At 47.9% G+C, this 22,024-nt stretch carries 23 protein-coding genes, 4 tRNA genes and 1 pseudogene; 8 read left to right on the forward strand and 20 right to left on the reverse strand.

What is annotated here, in order from left to right; translation table 11 throughout:
* Positions 1-68: 68 nt before the first annotated feature.
* The 12 genes and pseudogenes from CWE09_RS03775 to CWE09_RS03825 all read right to left on the reverse strand — a co-directional run bounded on the left by CWE09_RS03775 (position 69) and on the right by CWE09_RS03825 (position 8,564).
* The gene (locus tag CWE09_RS03775; protein ID WP_126802677.1) at positions 69-1,262 is read right to left on the reverse strand and encodes an AIPR family protein; all 1,194 of its coding nucleotides are present in this window, start codon (positions 1,260-1,262) and stop codon (positions 69-71) included.
* 533 nt (positions 1,263-1,795) lie between these two features.
* Positions 1,796-1,882, reverse strand: a tRNA-Leu gene (locus CWE09_RS03780).
* A 30-nt stretch (positions 1,883-1,912) separates the two neighbouring features.
* Positions 1,913-1,986, reverse strand: a tRNA-Cys gene (locus CWE09_RS03785).
* A gap of 230 nt (positions 1,987-2,216) precedes the next feature.
* Positions 2,217-2,603 carry a CBS domain-containing protein gene (locus CWE09_RS03790; protein WP_126802678.1) on the reverse strand — a complete coding sequence of 129 codons (387 nt, stop codon included), beginning with the start codon at positions 2,601-2,603 and terminating at the stop codon, positions 2,217-2,219.
* Positions 2,604-2,619: 16 nt separating this feature from the next.
* The gene (locus CWE09_RS03795; RefSeq protein ID WP_126802679.1) at positions 2,620-2,970 is read right to left on the reverse strand and encodes a transcriptional regulator; all 351 of its coding nucleotides are present in this window, start codon (positions 2,968-2,970) and stop codon (positions 2,620-2,622) included.
* A complete protein-coding gene (locus CWE09_RS14370; protein WP_241974344.1) occupies positions 2,967-3,680 on the reverse strand; it encodes a DUF1538 domain-containing protein in 714 nt (237 codons plus the stop codon). The genes CWE09_RS03795 and CWE09_RS14370 overlap by 4 nt, the downstream gene beginning before the upstream one ends.
* A gap of 93 nt (positions 3,681-3,773) precedes the next feature.
* Positions 3,774-4,454, reverse strand: a pseudogene (locus CWE09_RS14375) (DUF1538 domain-containing protein); the annotation flags it as partial.
* 97 nt (positions 4,455-4,551) lie between these two features.
* On the reverse strand, positions 4,552-4,896 hold the full coding sequence (locus tag CWE09_RS03805) for a putative signal transducing protein (RefSeq protein ID WP_126802681.1): 345 nt from the start codon (positions 4,894-4,896) through the stop codon (positions 4,552-4,554).
* A gap of 307 nt (positions 4,897-5,203) precedes the next feature.
* Positions 5,204-5,279, reverse strand: a tRNA-Gly gene (locus tag CWE09_RS03810).
* Between the two features lie 100 nt (positions 5,280-5,379).
* On the reverse strand, positions 5,380-5,937 hold the full coding sequence (gene pgsA, locus CWE09_RS03815; RefSeq protein WP_126802682.1) for a CDP-diacylglycerol--glycerol-3-phosphate 3-phosphatidyltransferase: 558 nt from the start codon (positions 5,935-5,937) through the stop codon (positions 5,380-5,382).
* A gap of 29 nt (positions 5,938-5,966) precedes the next feature.
* Entirely contained in the window at positions 5,967-7,805 is a 1,839-nt protein-coding gene (uvrC, locus tag CWE09_RS03820; RefSeq protein ID WP_126802683.1) for an excinuclease ABC subunit UvrC, read from the reverse strand.
* A gap of 84 nt (positions 7,806-7,889) precedes the next feature.
* A complete protein-coding gene (locus CWE09_RS03825; protein WP_126802684.1) occupies positions 7,890-8,564 on the reverse strand; it encodes a LuxR C-terminal-related transcriptional regulator in 675 nt (224 codons plus the stop codon).
* Between the two features lie 313 nt (positions 8,565-8,877).
* On the opposite strand from CWE09_RS03825, the gene CWE09_RS03830 reads away from it, so the two are divergent.
* Positions 8,878-8,969 (forward strand) — tRNA-Ser (locus CWE09_RS03830).
* 771 nt (positions 8,970-9,740) lie between these two features.
* On the opposite strand, the gene CWE09_RS03835 is transcribed toward CWE09_RS03830, so the two are convergent.
* A complete protein-coding gene (locus CWE09_RS03835; RefSeq protein ID WP_126802685.1) occupies positions 9,741-10,184 on the reverse strand; it encodes a hypothetical protein in 444 nt (147 codons plus the stop codon).
* A gap of 138 nt (positions 10,185-10,322) precedes the next feature.
* On the opposite strand from CWE09_RS03835, the gene CWE09_RS03840 reads away from it, so the two are divergent.
* The 5 genes from CWE09_RS03840 (at position 10,323) to CWE09_RS03860 (ending at position 12,436) form a co-directional block, all read left to right on the forward strand.
* Positions 10,323-10,985: a Bax inhibitor-1/YccA family protein gene (locus CWE09_RS03840; protein ID WP_126802686.1), complete on the forward strand. Its 663-nt coding sequence runs from the start codon at positions 10,323-10,325 to the stop codon at positions 10,983-10,985.
* Between the two features lie 93 nt (positions 10,986-11,078).
* Positions 11,079-11,462 carry a sulfurtransferase complex subunit TusD gene (tusD, locus tag CWE09_RS03845; RefSeq protein ID WP_126802687.1) on the forward strand — a complete coding sequence of 128 codons (384 nt, stop codon included), beginning with the start codon at positions 11,079-11,081 and terminating at the stop codon, positions 11,460-11,462.
* A gap of 8 nt (positions 11,463-11,470) precedes the next feature.
* Positions 11,471-11,821, forward strand: coding sequence for a sulfurtransferase complex subunit TusC (gene tusC / locus CWE09_RS03850; RefSeq protein WP_126802688.1), 351 nt, complete (start codon positions 11,471-11,473; stop codon positions 11,819-11,821).
* 1 nt (position 11,822) lies between these two features.
* On the forward strand, positions 11,823-12,095 hold the full coding sequence (locus CWE09_RS03855) for a DsrH/TusB family sulfur metabolism protein (RefSeq protein WP_126802689.1): 273 nt from the start codon (positions 11,823-11,825) through the stop codon (positions 12,093-12,095).
* Positions 12,096-12,106: 11 nt separating this feature from the next.
* Positions 12,107-12,436, forward strand: a complete 330-nt coding sequence (locus tag CWE09_RS03860; protein ID WP_126802690.1) for a TusE/DsrC/DsvC family sulfur relay protein — start codon at positions 12,107-12,109, stop codon at positions 12,434-12,436.
* A 12-nt stretch (positions 12,437-12,448) separates the two neighbouring features.
* Here the strand turns inward: CWE09_RS03860 and serS are convergent, their stop codons facing one another.
* The 7 genes from serS to lrp all read right to left on the reverse strand — a co-directional run bounded on the left by serS (position 12,449) and on the right by lrp (position 19,650).
* Positions 12,449-13,747: a serine--tRNA ligase gene (gene serS, locus CWE09_RS03865; RefSeq protein ID WP_126802691.1), complete on the reverse strand. Its 1,299-nt coding sequence runs from the start codon at positions 13,745-13,747 to the stop codon at positions 12,449-12,451.
* Positions 13,747-14,196, reverse strand: a complete 450-nt coding sequence (locus CWE09_RS03870; protein ID WP_126802692.1) for a FluC/FEX family fluoride channel — start codon at positions 14,194-14,196, stop codon at positions 13,747-13,749. The genes serS and CWE09_RS03870 overlap by 1 nt, the downstream gene beginning before the upstream one ends.
* A complete protein-coding gene (locus CWE09_RS03875; protein ID WP_241974345.1) occupies positions 14,193-14,588 on the reverse strand; it encodes a fluoride efflux transporter FluC in 396 nt (131 codons plus the stop codon). The genes CWE09_RS03870 and CWE09_RS03875 overlap by 4 nt, the downstream gene beginning before the upstream one ends.
* Positions 14,578-15,864 (reverse strand): replication-associated recombination protein A, encoded by a 1,287-nt coding sequence (locus CWE09_RS03880; protein ID WP_126803905.1) that lies wholly within the window; start codon positions 15,862-15,864, stop codon positions 14,578-14,580. The genes CWE09_RS03875 and CWE09_RS03880 overlap by 11 nt, the downstream gene beginning before the upstream one ends.
* A gap of 116 nt (positions 15,865-15,980) precedes the next feature.
* Positions 15,981-16,601, reverse strand: a complete 621-nt coding sequence (lolA, locus tag CWE09_RS03885; RefSeq protein WP_126802694.1) for an outer membrane lipoprotein periplasmic chaperone LolA — start codon at positions 16,599-16,601, stop codon at positions 15,981-15,983.
* A gap of 1 nt (position 16,602) precedes the next feature.
* A complete protein-coding gene (locus tag CWE09_RS14320; RefSeq protein ID WP_126802695.1) occupies positions 16,603-19,119 on the reverse strand; it encodes a DNA translocase FtsK in 2,517 nt (838 codons plus the stop codon).
* A 66-nt stretch (positions 19,120-19,185) separates the two neighbouring features.
* Positions 19,186-19,650, reverse strand: a complete 465-nt coding sequence (gene lrp / locus CWE09_RS03895; protein ID WP_126802696.1) for a leucine-responsive transcriptional regulator Lrp — start codon at positions 19,648-19,650, stop codon at positions 19,186-19,188.
* Positions 19,651-19,809: 159 nt separating this feature from the next.
* On the opposite strand from lrp, the gene ald reads away from it, so the two are divergent.
* Positions 19,810-20,934: an alanine dehydrogenase gene (gene ald, locus CWE09_RS03900; RefSeq protein WP_126802697.1), complete on the forward strand. Its 1,125-nt coding sequence runs from the start codon at positions 19,810-19,812 to the stop codon at positions 20,932-20,934.
* 124 nt (positions 20,935-21,058) lie between these two features.
* Positions 21,059-22,021, forward strand: a complete 963-nt coding sequence (gene trxB, locus CWE09_RS03905) for a thioredoxin-disulfide reductase (RefSeq protein ID WP_126802698.1) — start codon at positions 21,059-21,061, stop codon at positions 22,019-22,021.
* The last annotated feature ends 3 nt before the right edge of the window (positions 22,022-22,024 follow it).

The following is a 22,024-nucleotide window of genomic DNA, read 5'->3' on the forward strand; positions in this document are numbered from 1 at the left end:
AGCTCTTTTACTGAGTTCATAAATTATTGAAGTCTGGGAAAGGAACCCCTCTCCCAGACAAAACACACTTACTTATTCAGTAATCGCTTATAAATAGCGGTAACTTGGATTAACGACGAGTAAGCAGCTTTCGACCTACCCATTACGTATGGCTTGTGGTCGGCTACGTTTTGGTAAGTTGATTTGATAGCGCTAATTAGGTCTCTATCATCAAATATATCGGGTATCGTTAGAAGCCAAGTGCCGTCTTCAGATTTTGTTACAAACTCTGCAAGAGCAGCTAGTGCTGGAAAAACAATACCATCTGGAACGTCCAGTATTTTTTTGCCGTCTCTATGAATAGACCTGATACCTGTACCTGTGAAGCCCTCATGTGTTTTCCACTTTTGATATAGCTCCCATGCTGACGGTGCTATCTCGACGAAGAACTCATACGCTTCTTTGGTATCTGCATTTGCAGTGCCGTCTTTGACGCTTTTAGCCATTTCTGTAAATTGCTTTAAGCATTTCGTTTTCTGGTTGTATGCATAATTCTTGTTAGCTAAATCACCTCGTCCTAACTTAGTCCAAATTTCCTCAGGAGTCAGAGCTGTTATAACTTGCAATAACTTCTCGGTATCTAGTGTATCGTCAGGAGAGTCTGTTTCAGATAGTCTTAGCTTCAACCCATCAAAGTGCTTCTCTATAGACTTAGCTAAATCATCAAATGAGCCAAGCTTTCCAGATATTGACAACATCTTAACGTCATTCTGAAAGTTTCGCGCTATCGATATTTCTGCTATCAAAGGCTCATCAGTACAAATAATCAATTCAAAAGTGATATGAATATCTGGAAAATCCTTAGGATCTTCTAGCGTGTTGATATAATCCCTCAGAATTCCTTGAGTTTGAGCACCATTAATAATGCTCGCGTTTATTAAGGTCAACTCTTTAACTTTCTCATTGACATCATAAGCTTCAGCTACGATGGTGATCCCACCGTTCAACACTGAAAATTTCTCAGGTGAGTTTTCAAGAGTCGCAGTAATAGCTCGATGGACAGCTGTAGGAACTTTCTTCTTACCATCGACGGCCAGAAGGTAGTCTCGTACGTTGTCATTGGTGCTGATTTGTAGAATTTCTGACGCTTTCATATGCCCTGTTAACACTTTCCGATCATTTGATAGATCATCTGGGCTAGAAATATTGCGCAGCGAATGGAATTGAACTTTGGTTTTGTTGCTTACAGGCGCAACGGCCTTGTTCAGACTTAGTCTGCTCATAGTAAAATCCTATTTGTCTCTCCTTCCACCGTTTCAACACGATCCCAACCTAGAGATGTGCGGGTGCAAAGGTTTTTACAAAATAGTGCGATATTGCTCGAAATGCAACCCCTAATTTAGACTTTTTATTATAGCGGCAACTTATACGAACCTGTTCAAGGCATCTCACGGATAAAATATCGTGGTGTTGATAACCCATCCGTTTAAATTGTCAGATCTTTGAAGTTTTTGGAGAAATCTCTTCGAATTGACCGAAGAACTTAGGTGTTTTGTGTATTGAAAAATGAGATAAGATTTTTAGGGAATACGGCTTATAAAGGAAAACTTAAACAGTAGGGATCGAAAAAACAAGGGGGCACCGAACAGGATGAAATCGAGCAAAAATCGCACTAAATTTAGACATGTTGGAGGGGTTAAGAAACTTAAACACCCAACAAGAATTAAAACAGACTTAAACAGTCGTTTTTTTAGTGAATTCAAACAGCCCTACATTTTATGTGGTCATATAAGCTGTTGATTTCAAAAAGAAAAAATGGTGCCCGGAGCCAGACTCGAACTGGCACGCCTGTTAAGGCGAGGGATTTTAAATCCCTTGTGTCTACCAATTTCACCACCCGGGCACATCTTTTTTCTTGCGTCTTACTTGCTACTGGAGGCGGGTCCCGGAGTCGAACCGAGATCCACGGATTTGCAATCCGCTGCATAGCCATTCTGCCAACCCGCCACATGAAGCATGCCTGGTCGCTGCCAGTGCTGGACGCAATTCTGCCACTATTGGACAGGCCTGTAAACAGTCTTTTTAAATAAAACTGTCTGATTGCGCACTTTTCAAACGCTTTTACTGCGAGAGCCGGACTATTGCAGGTTTTATGGTCAAGACGATTATTTATTATACTTTAAATACAATAACTTATAATGGATTTATAGTATTAACCTAAAGCCTGAAATTGAAATTTACTCGATGTCGCGCAATAACACGTCCATGATGTCATCCATAGCAATAAAACCAACCAGCTCGTTGTCATCAAGGACTACCAGGCGTTTTATCTTATGTTCGCTCATCAAGCTAGCCACATGCTTAACGGCCAGGCTTTTACCTACAGATACCGCTGGCTTAGCACAGACGTCGTAAACGTTAAGCAGGTCTATATCGCCCTCTTCTGCAATGACGGTCTTCAGTACATTGGTATAAGTGATTAAGCCATACGCATCATGGTCGGCACGTTTTTCAACGACCAGTGACTTGAGGTCATGGCGTTTCATCAGACTCAGTGCTTCGCGCAGGGTTGCGAAAGGCGATACACTAATAACCTCGGTGACCATCACATCTTTAACTAGCATTTTAGTACCCTTCATTTTACAAAGATTGTTTAACGTGCTCTTCAAACTTTTCGACCTGACTCATGTCAATGCCCGCCAGGTGCTCAAGTCCCAGTGTAAATACCAAGCCTTTGGATTCGTTATGATCCGGCATGACTACGTGCTGTACCGCCTTTAATATTTCAAGAGACAGACTCTTCTCCAGCACCATAGTTAATACGCTCTGGCTGCCGTCGTAACTCAACCCGAAAAAAGTTTTCTTGGTTGCGTTACTGATACCCCGGGCAGACATCACGGTAATACCGCCAGCACCGAGTTCGCGCGCAGCATCTATAGCTGGTTGTTCAAGATCTTCAGGTACAATAGCCACTAACACGGAAAATTTCATGCTGTCCTCTCTTTCGAACGATTAACCAAATCCATCACGATAGCGTAGATCATAACGGTAACAATAGGGAAAATAGAGGCAAATGCGATTAACCCAAAACCATCAATCAGCACATTGCGACCTTCAATGTGAGTCGCCAGGCCTATGCCAAGCGCGGTTACCAGGGGCACGGTAACTTCAGAGGTAGTCACGCCGCCTAAATCGTAGGCCAGCGCAATAATATAACGAGGCGCTAAGAAAGTCAGGATAATAACCAGGGTGTAGCCGCCCATAATATAATAATGCATAGAGCCGCCAGCAATAATGCGGTGCACCCCAATGGTAATACCTACAGCAACCCCAAGGGCTACTAACAAACGAATGGCGTTGCCGTTCAGTTTACCAGCAGCGGCCTCTTCCGCCTGTTTACCAACGGCAATCAGAGCAGGCTCTGCCATGGTAGTGGCAAAACCTATGCAAAAAGCAAAAAGATAAACAAAAAAGTAAGCTTCCAGGCCTATCAACTGTTCGGCCATACTGGTTCCAATGGGGAACAGCCCCATTTTAAGACCCACTACAAAAGCGTATAAACCAAACACCACCAGCATGAAACCCAGCGTTACAATACGCGGGTTACTCAGAGAGCGTTTCAACACCAGGTACTGGAAGAAAAGCACCGTCAGAATAATAGGCAACACATCGCGTATCATTTCCAGCAGTTCAAATAACATCAGCAAAGCGCCACTGGGTAAGGCTTCATCTGAAGTCGCCGACATCACCAAATCAGCATCCGGCGCTTCACCGGCAAACACCAGAATGCCGTAGACCTGAACGCTGATCATCGGCACCATCACCGCAAGGGCCACCAGACCAAAGCCGTCCGTCAGTGGATTACGGCCACGTATCGAAGAGGCTAAACCTATGCCCAAAGCCGCTATCAAAGGCACAGTCACAATATTGGTGGTGACCCCGCCAGAATCATAAGCCAGGCCAACTATTTCTTCAGGGGCGAAATAGGTCACAGCCACGACAAGGCAATAACCGATAATCATAAACCAGTGCAGTGGCCAGCCCATAATGGTGCGCAAAACACCCAGAGCGACTACGGCTCCTACCGAAAAAGCGACCAGTAAACGAAGGGTCAGTGCGTCAATGCGCCCATCACTGATTTCCTGAGCCTGTTCTGCAACTGCGATCAGAGCAGGCTCTGCCACTACGGCAGAAAAACCTATAGCAAAACCAAAAGATAATAAGATAGGAATAGAGCCGCGTTTGGCAAACTGATTAGACAGGCTCTTGCCGACTGGGAAAATGCTGAGCTCAAGCCCCTGCAGGAACAGCGCGACACCGATAGCAACGATCAGCAGGCCAATAGCCATACTTAATAAGTTGTCCGGCACCTGCTGCAGGATAAGCGCCTGAAAAACTGCAACCACAATGACTATAGGTAACAGATTACGCAAGGCGTGTAAGAATGCGTGGTAAAAGTCCTTTAAAAAGGGCACTGCTGTCCTCGACTGCTATTCTTTTTTTCGTTAGCTACTATGCGTAACTGCAACCACAGACGCAAGGATAAATTAACATAATCTATGATGCCGTATCTTATTCAGAATCAACTTCTCGCTCACCCTTACTGTGTCCGCACTGCCAACACACTTCAAAATTAGCGCCGTTCTCTTCGCCACAATGTGCGCAGCGCCACTCATCAATCTGGTTTTGTTTGCTTTCGTAATTGAGCATTAATTCGCGTGCCCGCTGAAACTCATCAGGTTCAACCAGCACTGGGGTATGTAAAGCATCTAATGGAAGCTCGCCAATGCCACCGACCATGCCCTGGCTACGCACCCCAGCCTGAATACCCTGATGCTGTAATAAACCCACCAGTAACTCAGCTTCCATTGGGTTTGCGGCAGAATATACCTGTTTCCAGTCCGGCTGTATTTGCATGCTTCAGGCTCCTTTTATTGCGGATCCCTATAGTGCCAGACAAAGCTCATGGCGCAAATCGAAGTGCGCATAAAGGGAATGAAATAATTTTCATAAATGATATTGATTCTCATTAACATTGATGTATACTTAATTCCGTTAGCACGAAATGACCCTCCTCGGTCGTTTGCTCTGCATGAGCAGTGCCATGGAAGGCACAGAGGCCACGGCTATCAATTACAGGCGGGTAGTCGTGGCCTTCCCTTCTTACACTACTTGATTTGCAAAACAAAAAGGCCACTCATAAGAGTGGCCTTTTTGTTGAATCTGGAGCGAGTAACGAGATTCGAACTCGTGACCTCGACCTTGGCAAGGTCGCGCTCTACCAGCTGAGCTATACTCGCGTTTTGATTTTATGCATTTTACCGCTAACAGGCAGGCAGTCAAGCGCTAACTCATACTGAAGTCGCCGTTTGCTTAAAATTTAGCTCAAGTGACTACTTTTTATTCTTTTGTCAGATCCTGCCAGGCATTCAGCAAATACACATACATAGACCAGAACGTCAGAATAGCGGCAATATAAAGTGCCATGGTCGAGACTACAACAATCACCAGATGTCCGGTTAAATCACCAGCCCATAATAATCCAGTCAGAGCCACCATCTGAGCAATGGTTTTTAATTTGCCCATACTGGATACGGCGACGTTTCCGCGTTTACCTAACTCAGCCATCCATTCACGTAACGCTGAGACTATCAATTCACGACTTATAATAACTAGCGCTGGCACAGTAATCCAAAGGCTGCCAAAGCTTTCGACAACCACGATCAAAGCCGCAGCGACCATGATTTTGTCGGCGACCGGATCCAGGAACTCACCAAACTTGGTGAATTGATCCAGTTTACGCGCTACCCAACCATCCAGGGCATCCGTAATTGCCGCTATCACAAAGATCAGCGCTGCTAAAAAACTGGCATGCTCAATAGGCAGGTAAAACACCACCAAAAACACAGGTATTAATACAATTCTAAATGATGTCAGTAAGTTAGGAATATTCCACATGAACGCAATTACTCGTCTTGTTATTCTGGTTACTCATCCCGAAAGGCATGATAAATGTTCTCAGCCATACTACGACTGATTCCGGGTACTTGTGTAAGTTGCTCTATACTAGCGCTTTTCACCTGCTGCAATCCACCCAGATTTTGTAATAAAGTTTGCCGGCGCTTCGCCCCAATGCCTTCAATTTCTTCAAGTGTGGAGGTTTTTTTAACTTTTGCACGCCGCTGGCGATGCCCGGTAATGGCAAAACGATGAGACTCATCCCTTATATACTGAATTAAATGCAGTCCGGCGTCATCTTCATTTAGTTGAATTGCTTTATGAGTATAACCGAAAAATAGCGTTTCCAGGCCTGGCTTACGACTTTCCCCTTTTGCCACACCAATTAGCAATGGCGGCTGCGGCCAGTCTCGAAAATACACTTCAGCCTGCTTCAATTGCCCTTTGCCACCATCAATAAAAAGTATATCGGGTACATTTTCCTGTTCAATGGCATGTTTATAACGCCGCTGCATCACCTGTAGCATGGCGGCATAATCATCGCCTGGGGTAATACCTTTAATATTGAAACGCCGGTAATCTGATTTACGGGGCCCTTCATGATCAAACACCACACAGGAAGCCACTGTCTGCTCGCCAGAAGTATGCGAAATATCAAAACACTCCATGCGCTCGATTGGTTTATCCTGCTGCCACATATCCGCCTTATGCAAGGCTATCTTTAATGCCTGCAGGCGATTGGTCATGGTCGTTTGTGAACCCAGTTTACTGGCCACCGAGTTCATCGCATTTTTAGTTGCTAACGCCTGATAACGGGCACGATCACCACGGCTGTTGCTATTGAATTTGATGTTCTTGCCTATGGCTTCGCTTAACGCCTGCTGCAGAGTACTGGCTTTGAGGTCACTGGCCGGCAAAATAACTTCAGCAGGTATCTGGCTGGCTCTTTGCTGGTTCAGGTAAAACTGCATCAGAAAAGACTCCAGGACTTCCGTATTCTCCGTATGGGCGGGAACTTTGGGGAAGTAACTACGACTGCCCTGTACCTGACCGTCACGAATAAAAAGCACCTGAATGCAGGAAAAGCCAGACTCGCGATGCAGCCCAATGACATCCAGTATATCCTGGTTACCGCTGACCGCATTGCGATCCTGAATCTGTCGGAGATTGCCGATTTGGTCGCGAAAACGCGCCGCTTTTTCAAACTCAAGTTCGGCACTGGCCGCTTCCATACGGGTCACCAGATTATCAATTACCTGCTGATTTTTACCCCGCAGGAAGAGTTTAGCCAATTCAACCTGATGCTGATATTCGTCTTTTTCCGGGTAGCCCACACAGGGTGCCAGACAGCGTTTTAACTGATACTGCAGACAAGGTCGACTACGCGCCCGGTAATAACTGTCATCACACTGACGTACGGGAAAAAGTTTTTGTAATAAACGTAAGCTTTCGCGTACTGCAGAACCATTTGGAAAAGGCCCAAAATACTCGCCTTTTTCACGCCGGGTTCCCCGATGAAAAGCAATGCGCGGGTGTTCATGACTGGAAATGAAAATATAAGGGTAAGACTTGTCGTCACGCAGCAGCACGTTATAGCGGGGCCGATATTTCTTAATGTAACTGTTTTCCAGAATCAAAGCTTCCGCTTCTGAATTGGTCACAGTTACATCCATGCGCGCTATATTTTTCACCAGCGCCCGGGTTTTTACCGCATCGACCTGCTTACGAAAATAGCTACTGACTCGTTTCTGTAAGTCTTTGGCTTTACCCACATAAATCACCACCTCGTCTTTATCGTACATACGATAAACACCAGGCTGGTGAGTCAGGTTGGCAACAAATGCCTGAGCATCGAAGGTTTGTTCCATGAAGATAGTAAAAAAGCGACAACAAATAATGCTTGTAGCATACCAAAATATCTACTTGTTGTCGCCTTACAGAAGTGGTCAGGCTTAGCTTAGTACCGGAATAACCCCCTCTTCCTTAGGTATCGGTGTTAGTGGTATCAGGCCAGTGCCAATAGCAATATGAGTCAGTTTCACATCCCCGCTCACCCCCGTTTTCTTAAACAGCCGATAACGAAACGTATTAACCGTTTTACGGGAAATATAAAGCCGTTGAGCAATTTCCGTCACAGTGGCCCCGCTACACAGCAACTGCAATACCTGGCGCTCACGTTTGCTCAGGCCTTTTAAAAGTGGTTGTTGTTCATTCTGATCACGCAGTCGTCGAAACAGGCTCGCCAGATAAGGTGTCAGGTAGCGCTGCCCTCTATGTAGCACACTGCAGGCTTTCAGAACCTCCTGAGTCTCAACATACTGGTAAATATAACCATCTATGCCCTGTTCTGAAGTGAAATGATCGATAGCGCAAATCAGGTCGAAGCTCCAGAATAGTACTTTGGTGTCTGAACGTACGCGTTTCATTGCACGAATCAGTGATTTAGAACCCTGACTACAGAAATCAGCGCTTAGAATGATCAGCTTTTGATAGTTACTATCTACAGCAGCCAATAGCTCATGCCGATTATTCACAGTATCGTCCACCCGCCACCCCTCGCTACGGATTTCCGACGCCAGTCCTGACCGGTATATGCCTCTGGGTACAGCTAATATTATTTGTCGCATTGTTATACATCCTTGTGTTATTTATGTGTTGACTTTCGGGTACTGCTTATTTTTATTTAGTTCATTTTTTAACCAGCTGCAAGACTTTTTTAGCCTATAATTATAAAATAATTCTTTTATTTTCATACGACTAAAAAACCACCGGCAAGAGTTCTTCATTAGAAACATAACCCATGTTCCAGCCCTAAAACGACTGCTTTCATTTTGTACACTCTGTTTAAAAACAAGGCAGTCAGTAACTTTTTTTCAATTTGCGCTTTACAAGCAGCGCTCAGCTCTTTAATATTCGCCTCGTTCTGTTCCGACAGACTCCGGAGAGGTGGCAGAGCCTGGCTTAATGCACCTGACTTGAAATCAGACGTGGGTTTATTCCCACCGGGGGTTCGAATCCCTCCCTCTCCGCCAAATTAAAAAGAAAAGGCCCCACCTTGCGGTGGGGCCTTTTCTTTTTGGTTTTGTGAAGTGGGAGGTTTTGATGAGAACCCCCCGGTTCGACCAAACGGCAGGACGCCGTTTGGGACGTTGCCAACGGCAACGCCCGCAGGGCGAAGCCCATGGATAGCGCGAGATCACAAAACGGCAGGACAGCCGTTTTGGACGTTGCCAACGGTAACGCCCGCAGGGTGAGCGCCAGGGATGGCGCGAATCAATCCCTCCCTCAACAGCGCACAGCGCTGTGAGCACCACCCCTAATCATAAAAGCGAAGGGGCTTTTTTGTTTGATTTGTTGGTGAAGGCGGATTGGTTCGAACCCCTCGGTTCGACCAAACGGCAGGACAGCCGTTTTGGACGTTGCCAACGGCAACGCCCGCAGGGTGAGCGCCAGGGATGGCGCGAATCAATCCCTCCCTCAACAGCGCAAAGCGCTGTGAGCACTATCCCTTCATTCTAAAATATCACCGCCGTTTTAAACATCGCCACGGCAGGTAAAACCTGCCCTACCTCCAATTCTGCCGTAGGGCAGGCTCAGCCTGCCGTGGGAACCTCCCGGTATCCGGTGGGATCGGACGGCAGGTGGAACCTGCCCTACCTCCAATTCTGCCGTAGGGCAGGCTCGGCCTGCCGTGGAAATCTCCCGATATCCGGTGGGATCGGACGGCAGGTGGAACCTGCCCTACCTCCAATTCTGCCGTAGGGCAGGCTCGGCCTGCCGTGGAAACCTCCAAAGCAAGCCAATCACCAGCCCCTACGCTTCGCCTTTTGATGCAACTTCTCCCAATCAACAACCCCCTGTTTATAACGCAACTCATTCTGCTGACGGGAAGGAAGCGAAAGACCCGCAGTTTCATCTTCAATCGGCGCATCCAGCGTATCCAGAACTGTCGAGTGGCATTCAAAATCAAACCATTCACGAAAGAGTTTATAACTGCGATGTTGCGGCCAGGCTCCCTGATCAGCAAAACGACTTTCCAGCTCAGCCACAAAAACCTCTTCATAATTAAGTTTTAACCAGGCCTCCGGCGCTTCCGCGTCCTCAAGACTAATCAGGTAAACAAGCCGTTGCTGGTTTAAATCCGCTAAAGTTAATTTAGTTGCACCGGTTTCTTTACCGCTCAGATCATTAATCCAGTCCAAAGCAGGTTGTCTGTATTTAAGCAATAAAACACCACGGTTAATCATCTTTCCTCCGTTATCACCCTGTCCTGCAAATCGACTTGTACACAAGGGGTTATTATAAGGTAGAATATGGGAACTAAATGAAGTGAGTTAAGTCAGTATACAAGCTCATATGTGCAAGGAAACTGGAGTATAACGACTATGAACAATCCAACAGTCCATACAACTCGTCAGGACGCTGCGGCGGTCGAGACAAATAAAGTACTGCGTAACACTTATTCATTGCTGGCTCTGACTCTGGCATTCAGTGCCATCGTTGCTGGTGTCAGCAGTGCCATGAACCTGCCACACCCTGGCATTTTACTGATGCTGGTTGGTTTTTATGGCTTATTGTTTCTGGTTCATAAAACCGCTAACAGTTCAGCGGGTCTACTTTCTGTATTTGCTCTGACCGGTTTCATGGGATATACGCTAGGCCCTATTCTGAACATGGTCTTAGCCGGCGGTGGTGGCGACATCATTATGCTTGCGATGGGCGGTACCGCGCTTATTTTCTTCGCTTTATCCGCTTATGTGCTGACCACCAAGAAAGACATGTCTTTCCTGGGCGGTATGATGGTTGCTGGTTTCGTGGTTATCGTAGTTGGTTTTGTCGCTAACCTGTTCCTCGCTATCCCGGCCTTAGGCCTGGCGCTGAGTGCATTGTTTATCCTGTTCTCATCAGGTGCCATTCTGATGCAGACCAGTGCTATCATCCACGGCGGTGAGCGCAACTACATTCTGGCGACTGTGACTTTGTTTGTATCGCTGTACAACATTTTCATCAGCTTACTGAACCTGTTAATGGCATTTACCCGCGATTAATATAAGAGTTTAATGCCGAATAAAACGCCTCGTCTACAGACGGGGCGTTTTTGTTTATACTTCTACTTATTAAAATCTTAGCCGGTATTCTTTATGGCCAGTTTTACCTTAATCATTCAGCATGGCCCTCATCAGGGGCATCACAGTTACAGTGCACTGCAGTTTGCCAAAGCGGCGCTGCAAAAGCAGCATGAAATCAAGCAGGTGTTCTTCTACGGCGACGCCGTACAACACGGCAATGCTCTCGCCCACCGTCCCGGTGATGAACAGGACAGCGGTGCTCTGTGGCAGGCATTTGCGGAACAACATGGGATTGAACTAGTGATCTGCGCGACCGTCGGTGCACGCCACGGTGTAGTACCAGCCAATGATTTACCAGACTTTGCTCAGGGCAACCTGACGCCAGGTTATCAGGCTGGCGGGCTGGCTGAGTACATGGCAGCTCAGGCTGAAAGCGACCATCTGGTACAGTTTTAGAGGATCCTATGCTGACATTTATCAATACACAGACCCCGCACAGTAGCGATGTCGCCCGTAACGCACTGGATATGATCATGATGGCGGTAAGCATGGACCAGCCGGTGCAGGTGTTTTTTATGCACGACGGCGTCTGGCAGCTTATTAATCAGGATACCAGTGCAATTGAACGTAAAAACGCGCTGGTTAAGTACCGTATCCTGGCTGAAGTCTTCGAAATGGAAGAGCTCTATGTCTGCGCTCAGTCGCTTGCTGAACGAGGGCTGAACGCTGACGCTTTAAGCCTTCAGGCAACAACGCTGGATAGCGCGGCATTACAACAAAAACTGGCGCTAAGCACTAAAGTGGTGAGGTTTTAATATGGCCCTGTTGCATGTCTTCTCTTCATTTGAAAGTTTTCAGCGCGGGATCAGCGTGATTCACAGTATGTCCGATGAGGACAGTGTTTTACTGCGCGCCGATGCCCTCTATCAACTGGTGGGCGACGCTCAGTTCGGGCCCCGCTGCCATGCGCTCAAAACTGATGCCCTGGCACGCGGACTCAATCCAGAGTTATTTGCCAGTGTGCAGTGGATCGATTATGCGGACTGGGTTGATTTAGTCGTTGCCCATGATGCCAGCATTGACTGGTAAGAGGTTATTTCGTGATTGAATTTAACGGCACTGAATATGCTACAGATAAACATGAATATCTGCTACATCTGGACGACTGGTCGCCAGAGCTGGCTGAATATATCGCGAGTCTTGAACAGATTGAGATGACGCCTGCACACTGGGAAGTGGTGACTTTTGTGCGCGAGTTCTATAAAACTTATGACACCAGCCCCGCTATGCGGGTGCTGGTCAAAGCGGTCAAACAGAGCATGGGCGAAGATAAAGGAAACAGCCGTTATTTATACAAGCTGTTTCCTAAAGGGCCGGCTAAGCAGGCAACCCGGATTGCCGGGCTGCCTAAACCAGCCAAATGCATCTAACTAAAAGTGCATTTAACTGGCTGCAATGACCTCAGTACCACCCATGTAAGGGCGTAATACTTCAGGCACTATGACCGAGCCATCCGCCTGCTGATAGTTCTCCAGCACAGCTACCAGCGTGCGGCCTACCGCCAGCCCGGAGCCATTCAGGCTGTGCAGCAACTCCGGCTTTTTCGCGCCCTGACGGCGGAAACGAGCCTGCATACGACGCGCCTGAAAATCGCCCATATTAGAGCAGGAGCTGATTTCACGATAGGTATTCTGCGCTGGTAACCAGACTTCTAAATCGTAAGTCTTGCGGGCACCAAAACCCATATCACCAGTGCATAACAGCATTACCCGGTAAGGCAGCTTAAGTAACTGCAGCACTTTCTCAGCATGTCCGGTCAGCTCTTCTAAAGCCGCCATCGAATGTTCAGGTTGTACTAGCTGTACCAATTCGACTTTATCAAACTGGTGCTGACGAATGAGTCCGCGGGTATCACGACCATGGGAACCGGCTTCGGAACGAAAACAAGGCGTATGCGCGGTCAGTTTCCACGGCAGCTCTGATTCGTCGAGAATTTCATCACGGGCCAGATTGGTCAAAGGCACTTCAGCGGTAGGAATCAAGGATAAAGCGACCCGATCCTGGCTTTCCCCTTCCACATGAAAGAGATCTTCGCCAAACTTAGGTAACTGGCCTGTGCCGTACAAAGTGTCATGATTGACGATATAAGGCACGCTGGTTTCTTCATAACCGTGTTGTTGGGTATGCAAATCCAGCATAAACTGAGTCAAAGCACGATTCAGACGTGCTACGCCGCCTTTCATGACCACAAAACGGGCGCCGGTCAGCTTAGCACCGCTATCAAAGTCCAGACCATTGCCCAGACCCGCCGCCACATCAACATGATCTTTGACTTCAAAATCAAACTGACCTGGTTCACCAAAATGGCGCACTTGCTGATTTTCATCTTCATCGGCGCCCACAGGTACCGACTCGTCCGGCAAGTTAGGCACGCCCTGAAGGATACTTTGCAGCTCGCCCTGTAATTCATTCAACTGCTGCTTAGCCTGATCCAGCTGCTCGCCAAGATCGCCAATAGCATCCAGCAACGGCTGAATGTCTTCGCCTTTAGCTTTCGCCTGACCAATGGCTTTGGAACGCGTATTACGTTCGTTCTGCAGCTCTTCGGTTTTCACCTGCAAGTCTTTGCGCTGGGTTTCCAGCGCCGCCAGTTTTGCCGTGTCCAATATAAAACCACGGGTTTTCAGGCGCTCTGCGGTTTGTTCTAAATTATTATCTCGAAAAAGTTTTGCGTCTAACATCAAGTTCTCACGTGTCGGCTAGCCCAATAAAAACCCAGCCCGGCCGCTGCAATGCTCAGCAGTACCGAACTAAAACCATAAATGCTCATTAACAACCAACTGCCGTGCTGGGCAATCAGTACAATATCCAATGCGAAACCAGAAAAGGTCGTATACGACCCCAGACAGCCTACCCCAAGCAACAACCAGAGCCCTTGTTGGCCGCTACTGGCAATACGAGAAGCCAGGTAACCCAGTGCCAGTGATCCGGTGATATTCACCGCCAGCGTCGGCACCCATACCCATATTACACTTGTAGTATCCGTCGATAACCAGCTGTATGCGGTTAAGGTTACCAATAAGCGCGCGGCGCTGCCAATAAAAGCTCCGCAACCTACCAGCCAGGCAATGCTTAACTTGCCACGCCAACTAGCGGGATTAATCTCTCTGGGCAGGATCCGGCTCATCATAACAAAGCTCCGAGCTGATACCCAAATAACAAGGCCAGAACACAGGCAAAGACACTGCTGCCCACATAGAGTACAGCGCTCAGCCAGCGGCCTTTTCTTAATAATTTCAAGCTTTCCAGAGAGAAAGTAGCAAAGGTGGTGTAAGCCCCCAGTACGCCCAGTTCCCAGAAATAAAATGCCAGGGTGAAGCTTTCATTAGCCCACAAGCCAGTGCAGAAGCCCAGCGCTAGTGCGCCGGTGACATTGACCAGCCAGGTCGACCAGGGCCAGCGCTCACTGTAGCTTAGTGTTAGCTGAGTAATTGTATATCTGAGGATAGCTCCAACGCTGCCGCCCAGACAAAGCGCGGCAAGCTGCCACAATTCAATTTCAGGTAACGAGTTAATCACCATCACGTTTGTTTCCGCTGCTTTCATCCAGCGCTTTTAAACGACGCATTTTCTCTGCAATCTGCTTCTCCAGCCCACGCTCTGAGGGCTGATACCAGTCCTGATTAGCCAGCTCTGGCGGCAAGTAACGCTCACCAGCGGCATAAGCATGCGGTTCGTCATGGGCATAACGATAGCCAGCACCAAAGCCTTCATTTTTGTGCACCTGGGTGGGCGCATTGCGTATATGTTCAGGAACCGGGTAATCAGGCCCTTCTTTCGCCTGTGCCAGCATGGCATTAAATGCTTTATATACAGCGTTGCTTTTGGCGGCACTGGCACAATAAATAACGGCCTGGGCAATGGCCCGTTCGCCTTCTGATGGGCCTACCCTTGTATAGGTATCCCAGGCATTTAATGCCAGTTGCAGGGCTCTGGGGTCGGCATTGCCGATATCTTCAGAGGCAATAGCAAGCAAACGCCGGGCGACAATTAAAGGGTCGCCACCACCGGCCAGAATACGGCAGTACCAATAAAGCGCGCCGTCTGGCGACGAGCCCCGTACCGACTTATGAAAGGCCGACAGGAGGTCATAATAAAGTTCGCCCTGATTATCAAATTGAGTGGTTTTTTCACCAATGGCATCGCGTAGTACCGGTAAGTCCAGGCGCATGCTATCACCATGCGGTTCTGTAAAATCAGCGCCTACTTCAAGGTAATTTAAAAGCCGGCGTGCATCGCCATCTGCAGTTTGGATCAGATAGTCACGTGCGTCGTCCGTCAGTTCAATATGCAAGCTGGCTAAGCCTCGCTCAGTGTCCTGCAAAGCCTGCTGCAGTACCTTGCCAAGGCTTTCTTTATCCAGCGAGCGTAAACGGTACACACGAGCTCGGGAGAGCAAAGCGTTATTCAGTTCAAAGCCCGGGTTTTCGGTGGTGGCGCCAACAAAAACTATGGTGCCATCTTCAATAAAAGGCAGAAACGCGTCCTGCTGACTTTTATTAAAGCGGTGCACCTCGTCTACAAACAACAATGTACGAACACCGCTTTTGCGGCGCAGAGAGGCTTCATCTATGGCTTTACGGATATCTTTAACACCGGAGGTTACCGCTGATAAACGGGCAACGTGGGCATTGGCAGCATTAGCAATGATTTCCGCCAAGGTGGTTTTACCGGTACCTGGCGGTCCCCAGAAAATCATCGAATGCAAATGGCCCTGCTCTATCGCGGTGCGTAGCGGTTTACCGGCCGCCAGCAAATGCTGCTGACCTATATATTCATCTACTGTACGCGGGCGCATACGAGCCGCTAATGGGGCCGTTGGGTCAAAGCTTAATGCGGAATCAGGCGCCGAGTTATCAGCACCCAGATCCAGGCTCAGGTTATCGGCCACAATGAACTCCTTTAAGCGGGCGTTTAAGGGTTCGTCCGCTGATCGTCTATTTCTGCCCCTTCAGGCGCGCTGAAAGTGAACTTATCCGCGGCGACATTCTGATTTAAAGTAACTTCAGAAAGTTCAAACACACTGATTTGGCCCTGACCATCGTCTACACGCAACCGATTCAGCAAACCTTCTTCGTCAAAAGCCACCGACAAAGCCACGGTAACCTGACCCTGCGTACGGTCACGGATGATCCAGTAGTCGTTTTCCCGGGTCACTGCAAAATCGCTCCAGGCTTCATCACTGTCGCTTAATAAAACCAGCATCGGATTCTGCTCCAGGCTTTGTGCCTGATCGAAAATACTCAGCTGCTCAATAAATGAATTGTAATACCAGACACTTTCGCCATCGGCTACCATCACTGAATGATCCGGCTGCGAGGTTTCCCAATGCAAATAATGAGGGCGTTTCAGAGTCAACTCGCCCTGCAGTTCTTCCTGCAACAGATCACGCTCATCATAAACACGCTGCTCAAACTGAGCCTGCAAAGTGTCTATCTCCTGCAAACGATCACGCAGTTCAGCGGTTTCATCGGCACTGGCAGCGCTGACTGCAAAGAATGACAAGGCTGCCATCAGGCTTACAACTGTTTTCATCTTAATCCCTCGGTGGTGGTGGAGCTAATACTTCACGGGCGCCATTATGGCCTGCGGTAGATACGACCCCAGTCATCTCCATTTGTTCGACAATGCGCGCGGCGCGATTGTAACCAATACGGAACTTACGCTGCACACTGGATACAGAAACGCGACGGCTTTCAGTCACAAAAGCCACAGCTTCATCAAATAAAGCATCCGCTTCTTCATCACCAATGCTTGGTTGCTCACCCGGCAATAACCCATCTTCGTTACTGTCTCCGGCTAAAATTTCATTCAAATATTTAGGTTTCTGCCGCGATTTCCAGTCCGCCACAACCGCGTGTACTTCATGGTCGTCAACAAAGGCACCATGCACACGGGTTGGTACACCACTACCAGGTGGTAAATAAAGCATATCGCCCTGCCCCAATAACTGCTCGGCACCGGACTGATCCAAAATAGTGCGCGAATCAATTTTTGAAGACACCTGGAACGCAATGCGGGTTGGAATATTGGCCTTGATAAGACCGGTAATCACATCCACGGAAGGACGCTGTGTGGCCAATATTAAGTGAATGCCCGCTGCCCGCGCTTTTTGCGCAATGCGGGCAATGAGCTCTTCGACTTTTTTACCGACAATCATCATCATGTCAGCAAATTCGTCAACAACCACCACAATGTGCGGTAAGTGCTCCAGCTCCGGCACGCTTTCATGCATGCTATCGCCAGGTTTCCAGGTAGGGTCTTTCAGCGGCTCACCGTCGGCAATACCCTGTGCCACCTTCGCGTTGTAACCTTTCAGATTACGTACACCAACCGCTGACATCAGTTTATAACGACGTTCCATTTCACCGACACACCAACGCAGTGCATTGGCGGCATCTTTCATATCAGTCACTACTTCGGTTAACAGATGCGGAATGCCTTCATAGACCGACAGCTCGAGCATTTTAGGGTCAATCATGATCAGCCGCACATCTTCCGGCTGCGACTTATACAGCAGACTCAGAATCATGACGTTAACGCCCACAGATTTACCTGAACCTGTAGTGCCGGCCACCAGTAAGTGAGGCATTTTTGCCAGATCAACAACCACAGGCTTTCCGGCAATGTCTTTGCCCAGCACCATAGTTAAGGGTGACGCTGATTTTTGAAAAGCATCACAGGAAATAACTTCGCGCAGCCAGACTATTTCGCGGGATTTATTCGGCAATTCCAGACCCACATAAGATTTGCCTGGTATCACTTCAACCACACGTACCGCCAGCGCAGAAAGACTGCGGGCAATGTCTTTTGCCAGGTTAGAAATTTTGCTGACCTTAACCCCTGGAGCCAGGTCCAGTTCAAAACGAGTAACTACAGGGCCAGGCTGTACCCCAGCGACCTGAACTTCAACGCCAAAGTCTTTCAGGACAGCTTCCAGCGTGCTGCTAATCTGATCCAGCTCTTCCTGGGTCAAGGGATTAGTGGTTTTATTAGGACGATCGAGTAGCTCAATAGTAGGTAGCAAACGCTCCTGCAAATCAGTCTGATCCCGCTGCACTACCGGTTTAGGCTTCGTTTTTGTTGGCGAGCCTGCATCCATTTTTACGCTGCGTTTTGCCGGTGATGCCGTTTTACCCTGCGTAAAAGGTTCATCTAAATCAGACAGATCAATATCATCTGCCTCGTCATACGCTTGCAGTGAAGGCAGGTTATCGGGCTCTTCATGAAAATCTGATGTTGCCGATGGCATTTCATCCCAGCTGTAGTCTGTGTCCCGTTGTTCGCGATTGATACGCTCTTTTTTAGCGGGCAATAAACGTTTCCACCAACTTTTCTTATCAGACTTCGGCTTACCGCTGAAATCATCATCCAGCGTAAAGTCAGCTTCACCGTGATGTTCCAGCGCAAACTCCGGATCCTGAGCCTTTTTATCCGAAGTCTTTATTAAAGAGGTTCCAGTTCTATGACCGCCCTGCCCACGAACTTTATTCACCAGCCATAACGAAGCAACAATGCAGTAATGACCAATACGGTCAACGATAGTTAACCAGGACCAGCCCGTCACCAGAGTGAAACCTGTCATCATGAAGGTCAGTAACAGCAAAGTCGTACCGAGCAGGTTAAAATAGGGCAACATAGCGCCACTAACCACATCCCCAAGCACACCGCCGGAGGAAAAATAATAAATATCAGAGAAGTTGAGGCTGGATAACGCCGCCGCACCAGTCAATAACAATAAGGCACCAATAATACGCAAGCTGACACCCAGGTAGTCCAGGCTTAACAGCTCATGAGGCCGATGGAAAAGCAGATAACCAAAACTGATCACCACAAAAGGCATCAAGTAGGCCACAAAACCCAGCACAAACAATAATATATCAGCACACCAGGCACCAATAGCGCCCGCTGCGTTCTGAATATCGCCGGTATGCCCTGACTGCGACCAGCTCGGATCAGCCGGATGAAACGTCACTAAGGACACCAGCAGAAAGACTGCCAGTGCTCCGGAGAGCAATAGCCCAACTTCCAGTAATCTTTGCACACCTGTCATATACTTTCCGTTTGCCATAGGCGCTTTTTAATTCCTGTCTTGATTGTAACTGAATGAGGCATGAAATCAGCCCTTTATCAGGACTTTATTTTCCTGCTTTATTGCTTCCATCACCACATAAGTACGTGATTCATTAACACCAGGCATATTTAGAATAGTCTCACCCAGTAAACGGCGGTAGGCAGCCATGTCTGCAACTCTGGCTTTTATCAGGAAATCAAAATTCCCTGACACCAGGTGGCATTCCAGTATTTCGTCGGTCTTACGTGCTGCATCGCTAAATTCCGCAAAAGAATCGGCTGAAGTCCGGGTTAAGGTGATTTCGACAAAGACCAGCAGCGGTGAGCCTAGTTTATCAGGATTTACCCGGGCAAAATAACCCTCAATAACGCCTAACCGCTCCAGCTTACGAACCCTTTCCAAACAAGGCGTTGGGCTTAACCCCACGGCTTTAGCCAGGGCTACGTTTGAAATTCTGCCATCTCCCTGCAGGATGCGCAAAATTTTACGGTCGGTCCTGTCAATAGTCATTTTATCCAACCTATTCGCTTTTTAGGGTTTATTGTACTGATTTATTCTATATTTATAGCATTTTTACCTAATTTTAACCATAAAAAAAGTGAGTAAGTCCGGCCCTCTGTAGGCTATACTTTTGCCAAGTTTTTACACGTCTATTGAGGCAATTTTTATATGTTAATTGGTGTACCAAAAGAGATTAAAAACCACGAATACCGTATCGGCCTTTCGCCAGCAGCAGTGCGCGAATATGTTGAAAACGGTCATCAGGTTATCGTGGAAACCAATGGTGGTACCGCCATTGGTTTTACCAACGAAGACTACATTCAGGCCGGTGCCAGCATTGCTGATACACCGGAAGAAATTTTTGCCTCAGCGGACATGATCGTAAAAGTAAAAGAACCGCAGCCTAATGAGTGCAAGCAACTGCGCGAAGGTCAGATTCTTTATACCTACCTGCATCTGGCACCGGATCCTACACAAACTAAACTGCTGGCTGAAGCTGGTGTTACAGCAATTGCATATGAAACGGTTACTGACAACCGCGGTGGTTTGCCACTGCTGGCTCCGATGAGTGAAGTGGCTGGCCGTATGTCTATCCAGGCCGGTGCCCACCATCTGGAAAAAGCCCATGGCGGCAGCGGTACTCTGTTAGGTGGCGTTCCTGGTGTGGCCCCTGCTGAAGTACTGGTTATCGGTGGCGGCGTGGTAGGTATCAACGCCGCGAAAATGGCCATTGGTATGGGTGCTGAAGTCACTATACTGGACCGTTCACTGCCACGCTTGCGTGAGCTGGATGATATCTTCAACGGTCGGGTTAAAACTATCTACTCAACAGTAGATGCCATTGACCACTATTCCAGAACTGCAGACCTGGTAATTGGCGCTGTGCTTATCCCCGGCGCTGCAGCACCTAAGCTGTTGACCCGTGAACACCTGAAAAACATGAAGCCTGGTTCAGTAGTGGTTGACGTTGCTATCGATCAGGGCGGCTGCTTTGAAACTTCTAAAGCCACCACGCATCAGGATCCTACTTATGTGATCGAAGATGTAGTGCATTACTGTGTTGCCAACATGCCAGGTGGTGTAGCGCGTACCTCTACTATCGCGCTGAACAACGCCACATTACCTTACGGTATTGCTCTGGCTAACCACGGCCTGGAAGCTATGCGTAACAATAAAAACCTGCTTGACGGTCTGAATATGCACAAAGGTAAAATCACCTATAAAGCTATTCATGACGACCTGGGTGAAGAACTGAATCTGCAATATATAGACCCGCTTGAAGCTCTGGGTTAATCCGTTCATTTTTCTGCACTAAAAAGAGCCAGTGATTATTATCACTGGCTCTTTACCCCCCCTGCATAAGCCCCTACAATGAGTCCACTTTTTTGTAGATTGAAGATAGTGGAGTAGACTCTTCATGGCTGATGCAAAGCATTGTAAATTACTAATCCTTGGTTCCGGACCTGCTGGCTACACTGCCGCTGTCTATGCCGCCCGCGCCAACTTAGACCCCGTACTTCTTACCGGCATTGAACAAGGCGGTCAATTAACCACTACAACAGATGTAGAAAACTGGCCTGGTGATGCGGAAGGCCTGACCGGCCCCGACCTTATGGTCCGCATGCAAAAACATGCCGAGCGTTTTGATACTGAAATCATTTTTGACCACATCAATGAAGTGCAGTTGAAGCAACGCCCTTTCGTACTCAAAGGCGACAGTGGTGAATACACCTGTGATGCGCTGATTATCGCGACCGGTGCCTCTGCTAAATACCTGGGACTGCCTTCAGAAGAAGCATTCAAAGGCAAAGGCGTCAGTGCCTGTGCTACCTGTGATGGTTTTTTCTACCGCAATCAGAAAGTCTGTGTCGTTGGTGGTGGTAATACTGCCATTGAAGAAGCTCTGTATCTGTCAAATATTGCCAGTGAAGTGCACCTCATCCATCGTCGTGACACTTTCCGTGGAGAAAAAATACTCATCGACCGTATGATGGATAAAGCTAAGAATGGCAACATTACTCTGCACCTGCATAAAACTCTGGATGAGGTATTAGGTGACAATATGGGTGTTACTGGCGTGCGCATTAAAGATACCCGCAGTGACGAACTGAATGAACTTGAAGTTCAGGGTGCCTTTATTGCCATTGGTCATCAACCTAATACCGATATGTTCGCCGGGCAGCTGGATATGGAAAACGGCTACATCAAGGTACAAACCGGAAGTCATGGCAACGCCACTCAAACCAGCATCGAAGGTGTTTATGCTGCAGGTGACGTCAGTGACCATGTTTACCGTCAGGCGATTACCTCTGCCGGTACTGGTTGCATGGCCGCACTGGATGCCGAACGTTTCCTTGATCAGCTTGAGCATAATAAATAAGTG

The sequence above is a fragment of the Aliidiomarina minuta genome, from assembly GCF_003987145.1.
Lineage (GTDB): Bacteria > Pseudomonadota > Gammaproteobacteria > Enterobacterales > Alteromonadaceae > Aliidiomarina > Aliidiomarina minuta.

What these genes read in the sequence shown, in the direction of transcription:
- CWE09_RS03775 (WP_126802677.1), bottom strand. Translation starts at nt 1,262, where the DNA reads ATGAGCAGACTAAGTCTGAACAAGGCCGTTGCGCCTGTAAGCAACAAA.
- CWE09_RS03790 (WP_126802678.1), bottom strand. Translation starts at nt 2,603, where the DNA reads ATGCTAGTTAAAGATGTGATGGTCACCGAGGTTATTAGTGTATCGCCT.
- CWE09_RS03795 (WP_126802679.1), bottom strand. Translation starts at nt 2,970, where the DNA reads ATGAAATTTTCCGTGTTAGTGGCTATTGTACCTGAAGATCTTGAACAA.
- CWE09_RS14370 (WP_241974344.1), bottom strand. Translation starts at nt 3,680, where the DNA reads ATGTTATTTGAACTGCTGGAAATGATACGCGATGTGTTGCCTATTATT.
- CWE09_RS03805 (WP_126802681.1), bottom strand. Translation starts at nt 4,896, where the DNA reads ATGCAAATACAGCCGGACTGGAAACAGGTATATTCTGCCGCAAACCCA.
- pgsA (WP_126802682.1), bottom strand. Translation starts at nt 5,937, where the DNA reads ATGTGGAATATTCCTAACTTACTGACATCATTTAGAATTGTATTAATA.
- uvrC (WP_126802683.1), bottom strand. Translation starts at nt 7,805, where the DNA reads ATGGAACAAACCTTCGATGCTCAGGCATTTGTTGCCAACCTGACTCAC.
- CWE09_RS03825 (WP_126802684.1), bottom strand. Translation starts at nt 8,564, where the DNA reads ATGCGACAAATAATATTAGCTGTACCCAGAGGCATATACCGGTCAGGA.
- CWE09_RS03835 (WP_126802685.1), bottom strand. Translation starts at nt 10,184, where the DNA reads ATGATTAACCGTGGTGTTTTATTGCTTAAATACAGACAACCTGCTTTG.
- CWE09_RS03840 (WP_126802686.1), top strand. Translation starts at nt 10,323, where the DNA reads ATGAACAATCCAACAGTCCATACAACTCGTCAGGACGCTGCGGCGGTC.
- tusD (WP_126802687.1), top strand. Translation starts at nt 11,079, where the DNA reads ATGGCCAGTTTTACCTTAATCATTCAGCATGGCCCTCATCAGGGGCAT.
- tusC (WP_126802688.1), top strand. Translation starts at nt 11,471, where the DNA reads ATGCTGACATTTATCAATACACAGACCCCGCACAGTAGCGATGTCGCC.
- CWE09_RS03855 (WP_126802689.1), top strand. Translation starts at nt 11,823, where the DNA reads ATGGCCCTGTTGCATGTCTTCTCTTCATTTGAAAGTTTTCAGCGCGGG.
- serS (WP_126802691.1), bottom strand. Translation starts at nt 13,747, where the DNA reads ATGTTAGACGCAAAACTTTTTCGAGATAATAATTTAGAACAAACCGCA.
- CWE09_RS03870 (WP_126802692.1), bottom strand. Translation starts at nt 14,196, where the DNA reads ATGATGAGCCGGATCCTGCCCAGAGAGATTAATCCCGCTAGTTGGCGT.
- CWE09_RS03875 (WP_241974345.1), bottom strand. Translation starts at nt 14,588, where the DNA reads ATGGTGATTAACTCGTTACCTGAAATTGAATTGTGGCAGCTTGCCGCG.
- CWE09_RS03880 (WP_126803905.1), bottom strand. Translation starts at nt 15,864, where the DNA reads ATGCGCCCGCGTACAGTAGATGAATATATAGGTCAGCAGCATTTGCTG.
- lolA (WP_126802694.1), bottom strand. Translation starts at nt 16,601, where the DNA reads ATGAAAACAGTTGTAAGCCTGATGGCAGCCTTGTCATTCTTTGCAGTC.
- CWE09_RS14320 (WP_126802695.1), bottom strand. Translation starts at nt 19,119, where the DNA reads ATGACAGGTGTGCAAAGATTACTGGAAGTTGGGCTATTGCTCTCCGGA.
- lrp (WP_126802696.1), bottom strand. Translation starts at nt 19,650, where the DNA reads ATGACTATTGACAGGACCGACCGTAAAATTTTGCGCATCCTGCAGGGA.
- ald (WP_126802697.1), top strand. Translation starts at nt 19,810, where the DNA reads ATGTTAATTGGTGTACCAAAAGAGATTAAAAACCACGAATACCGTATC.
- trxB (WP_126802698.1), top strand. Translation starts at nt 21,059, where the DNA reads ATGGCTGATGCAAAGCATTGTAAATTACTAATCCTTGGTTCCGGACCT.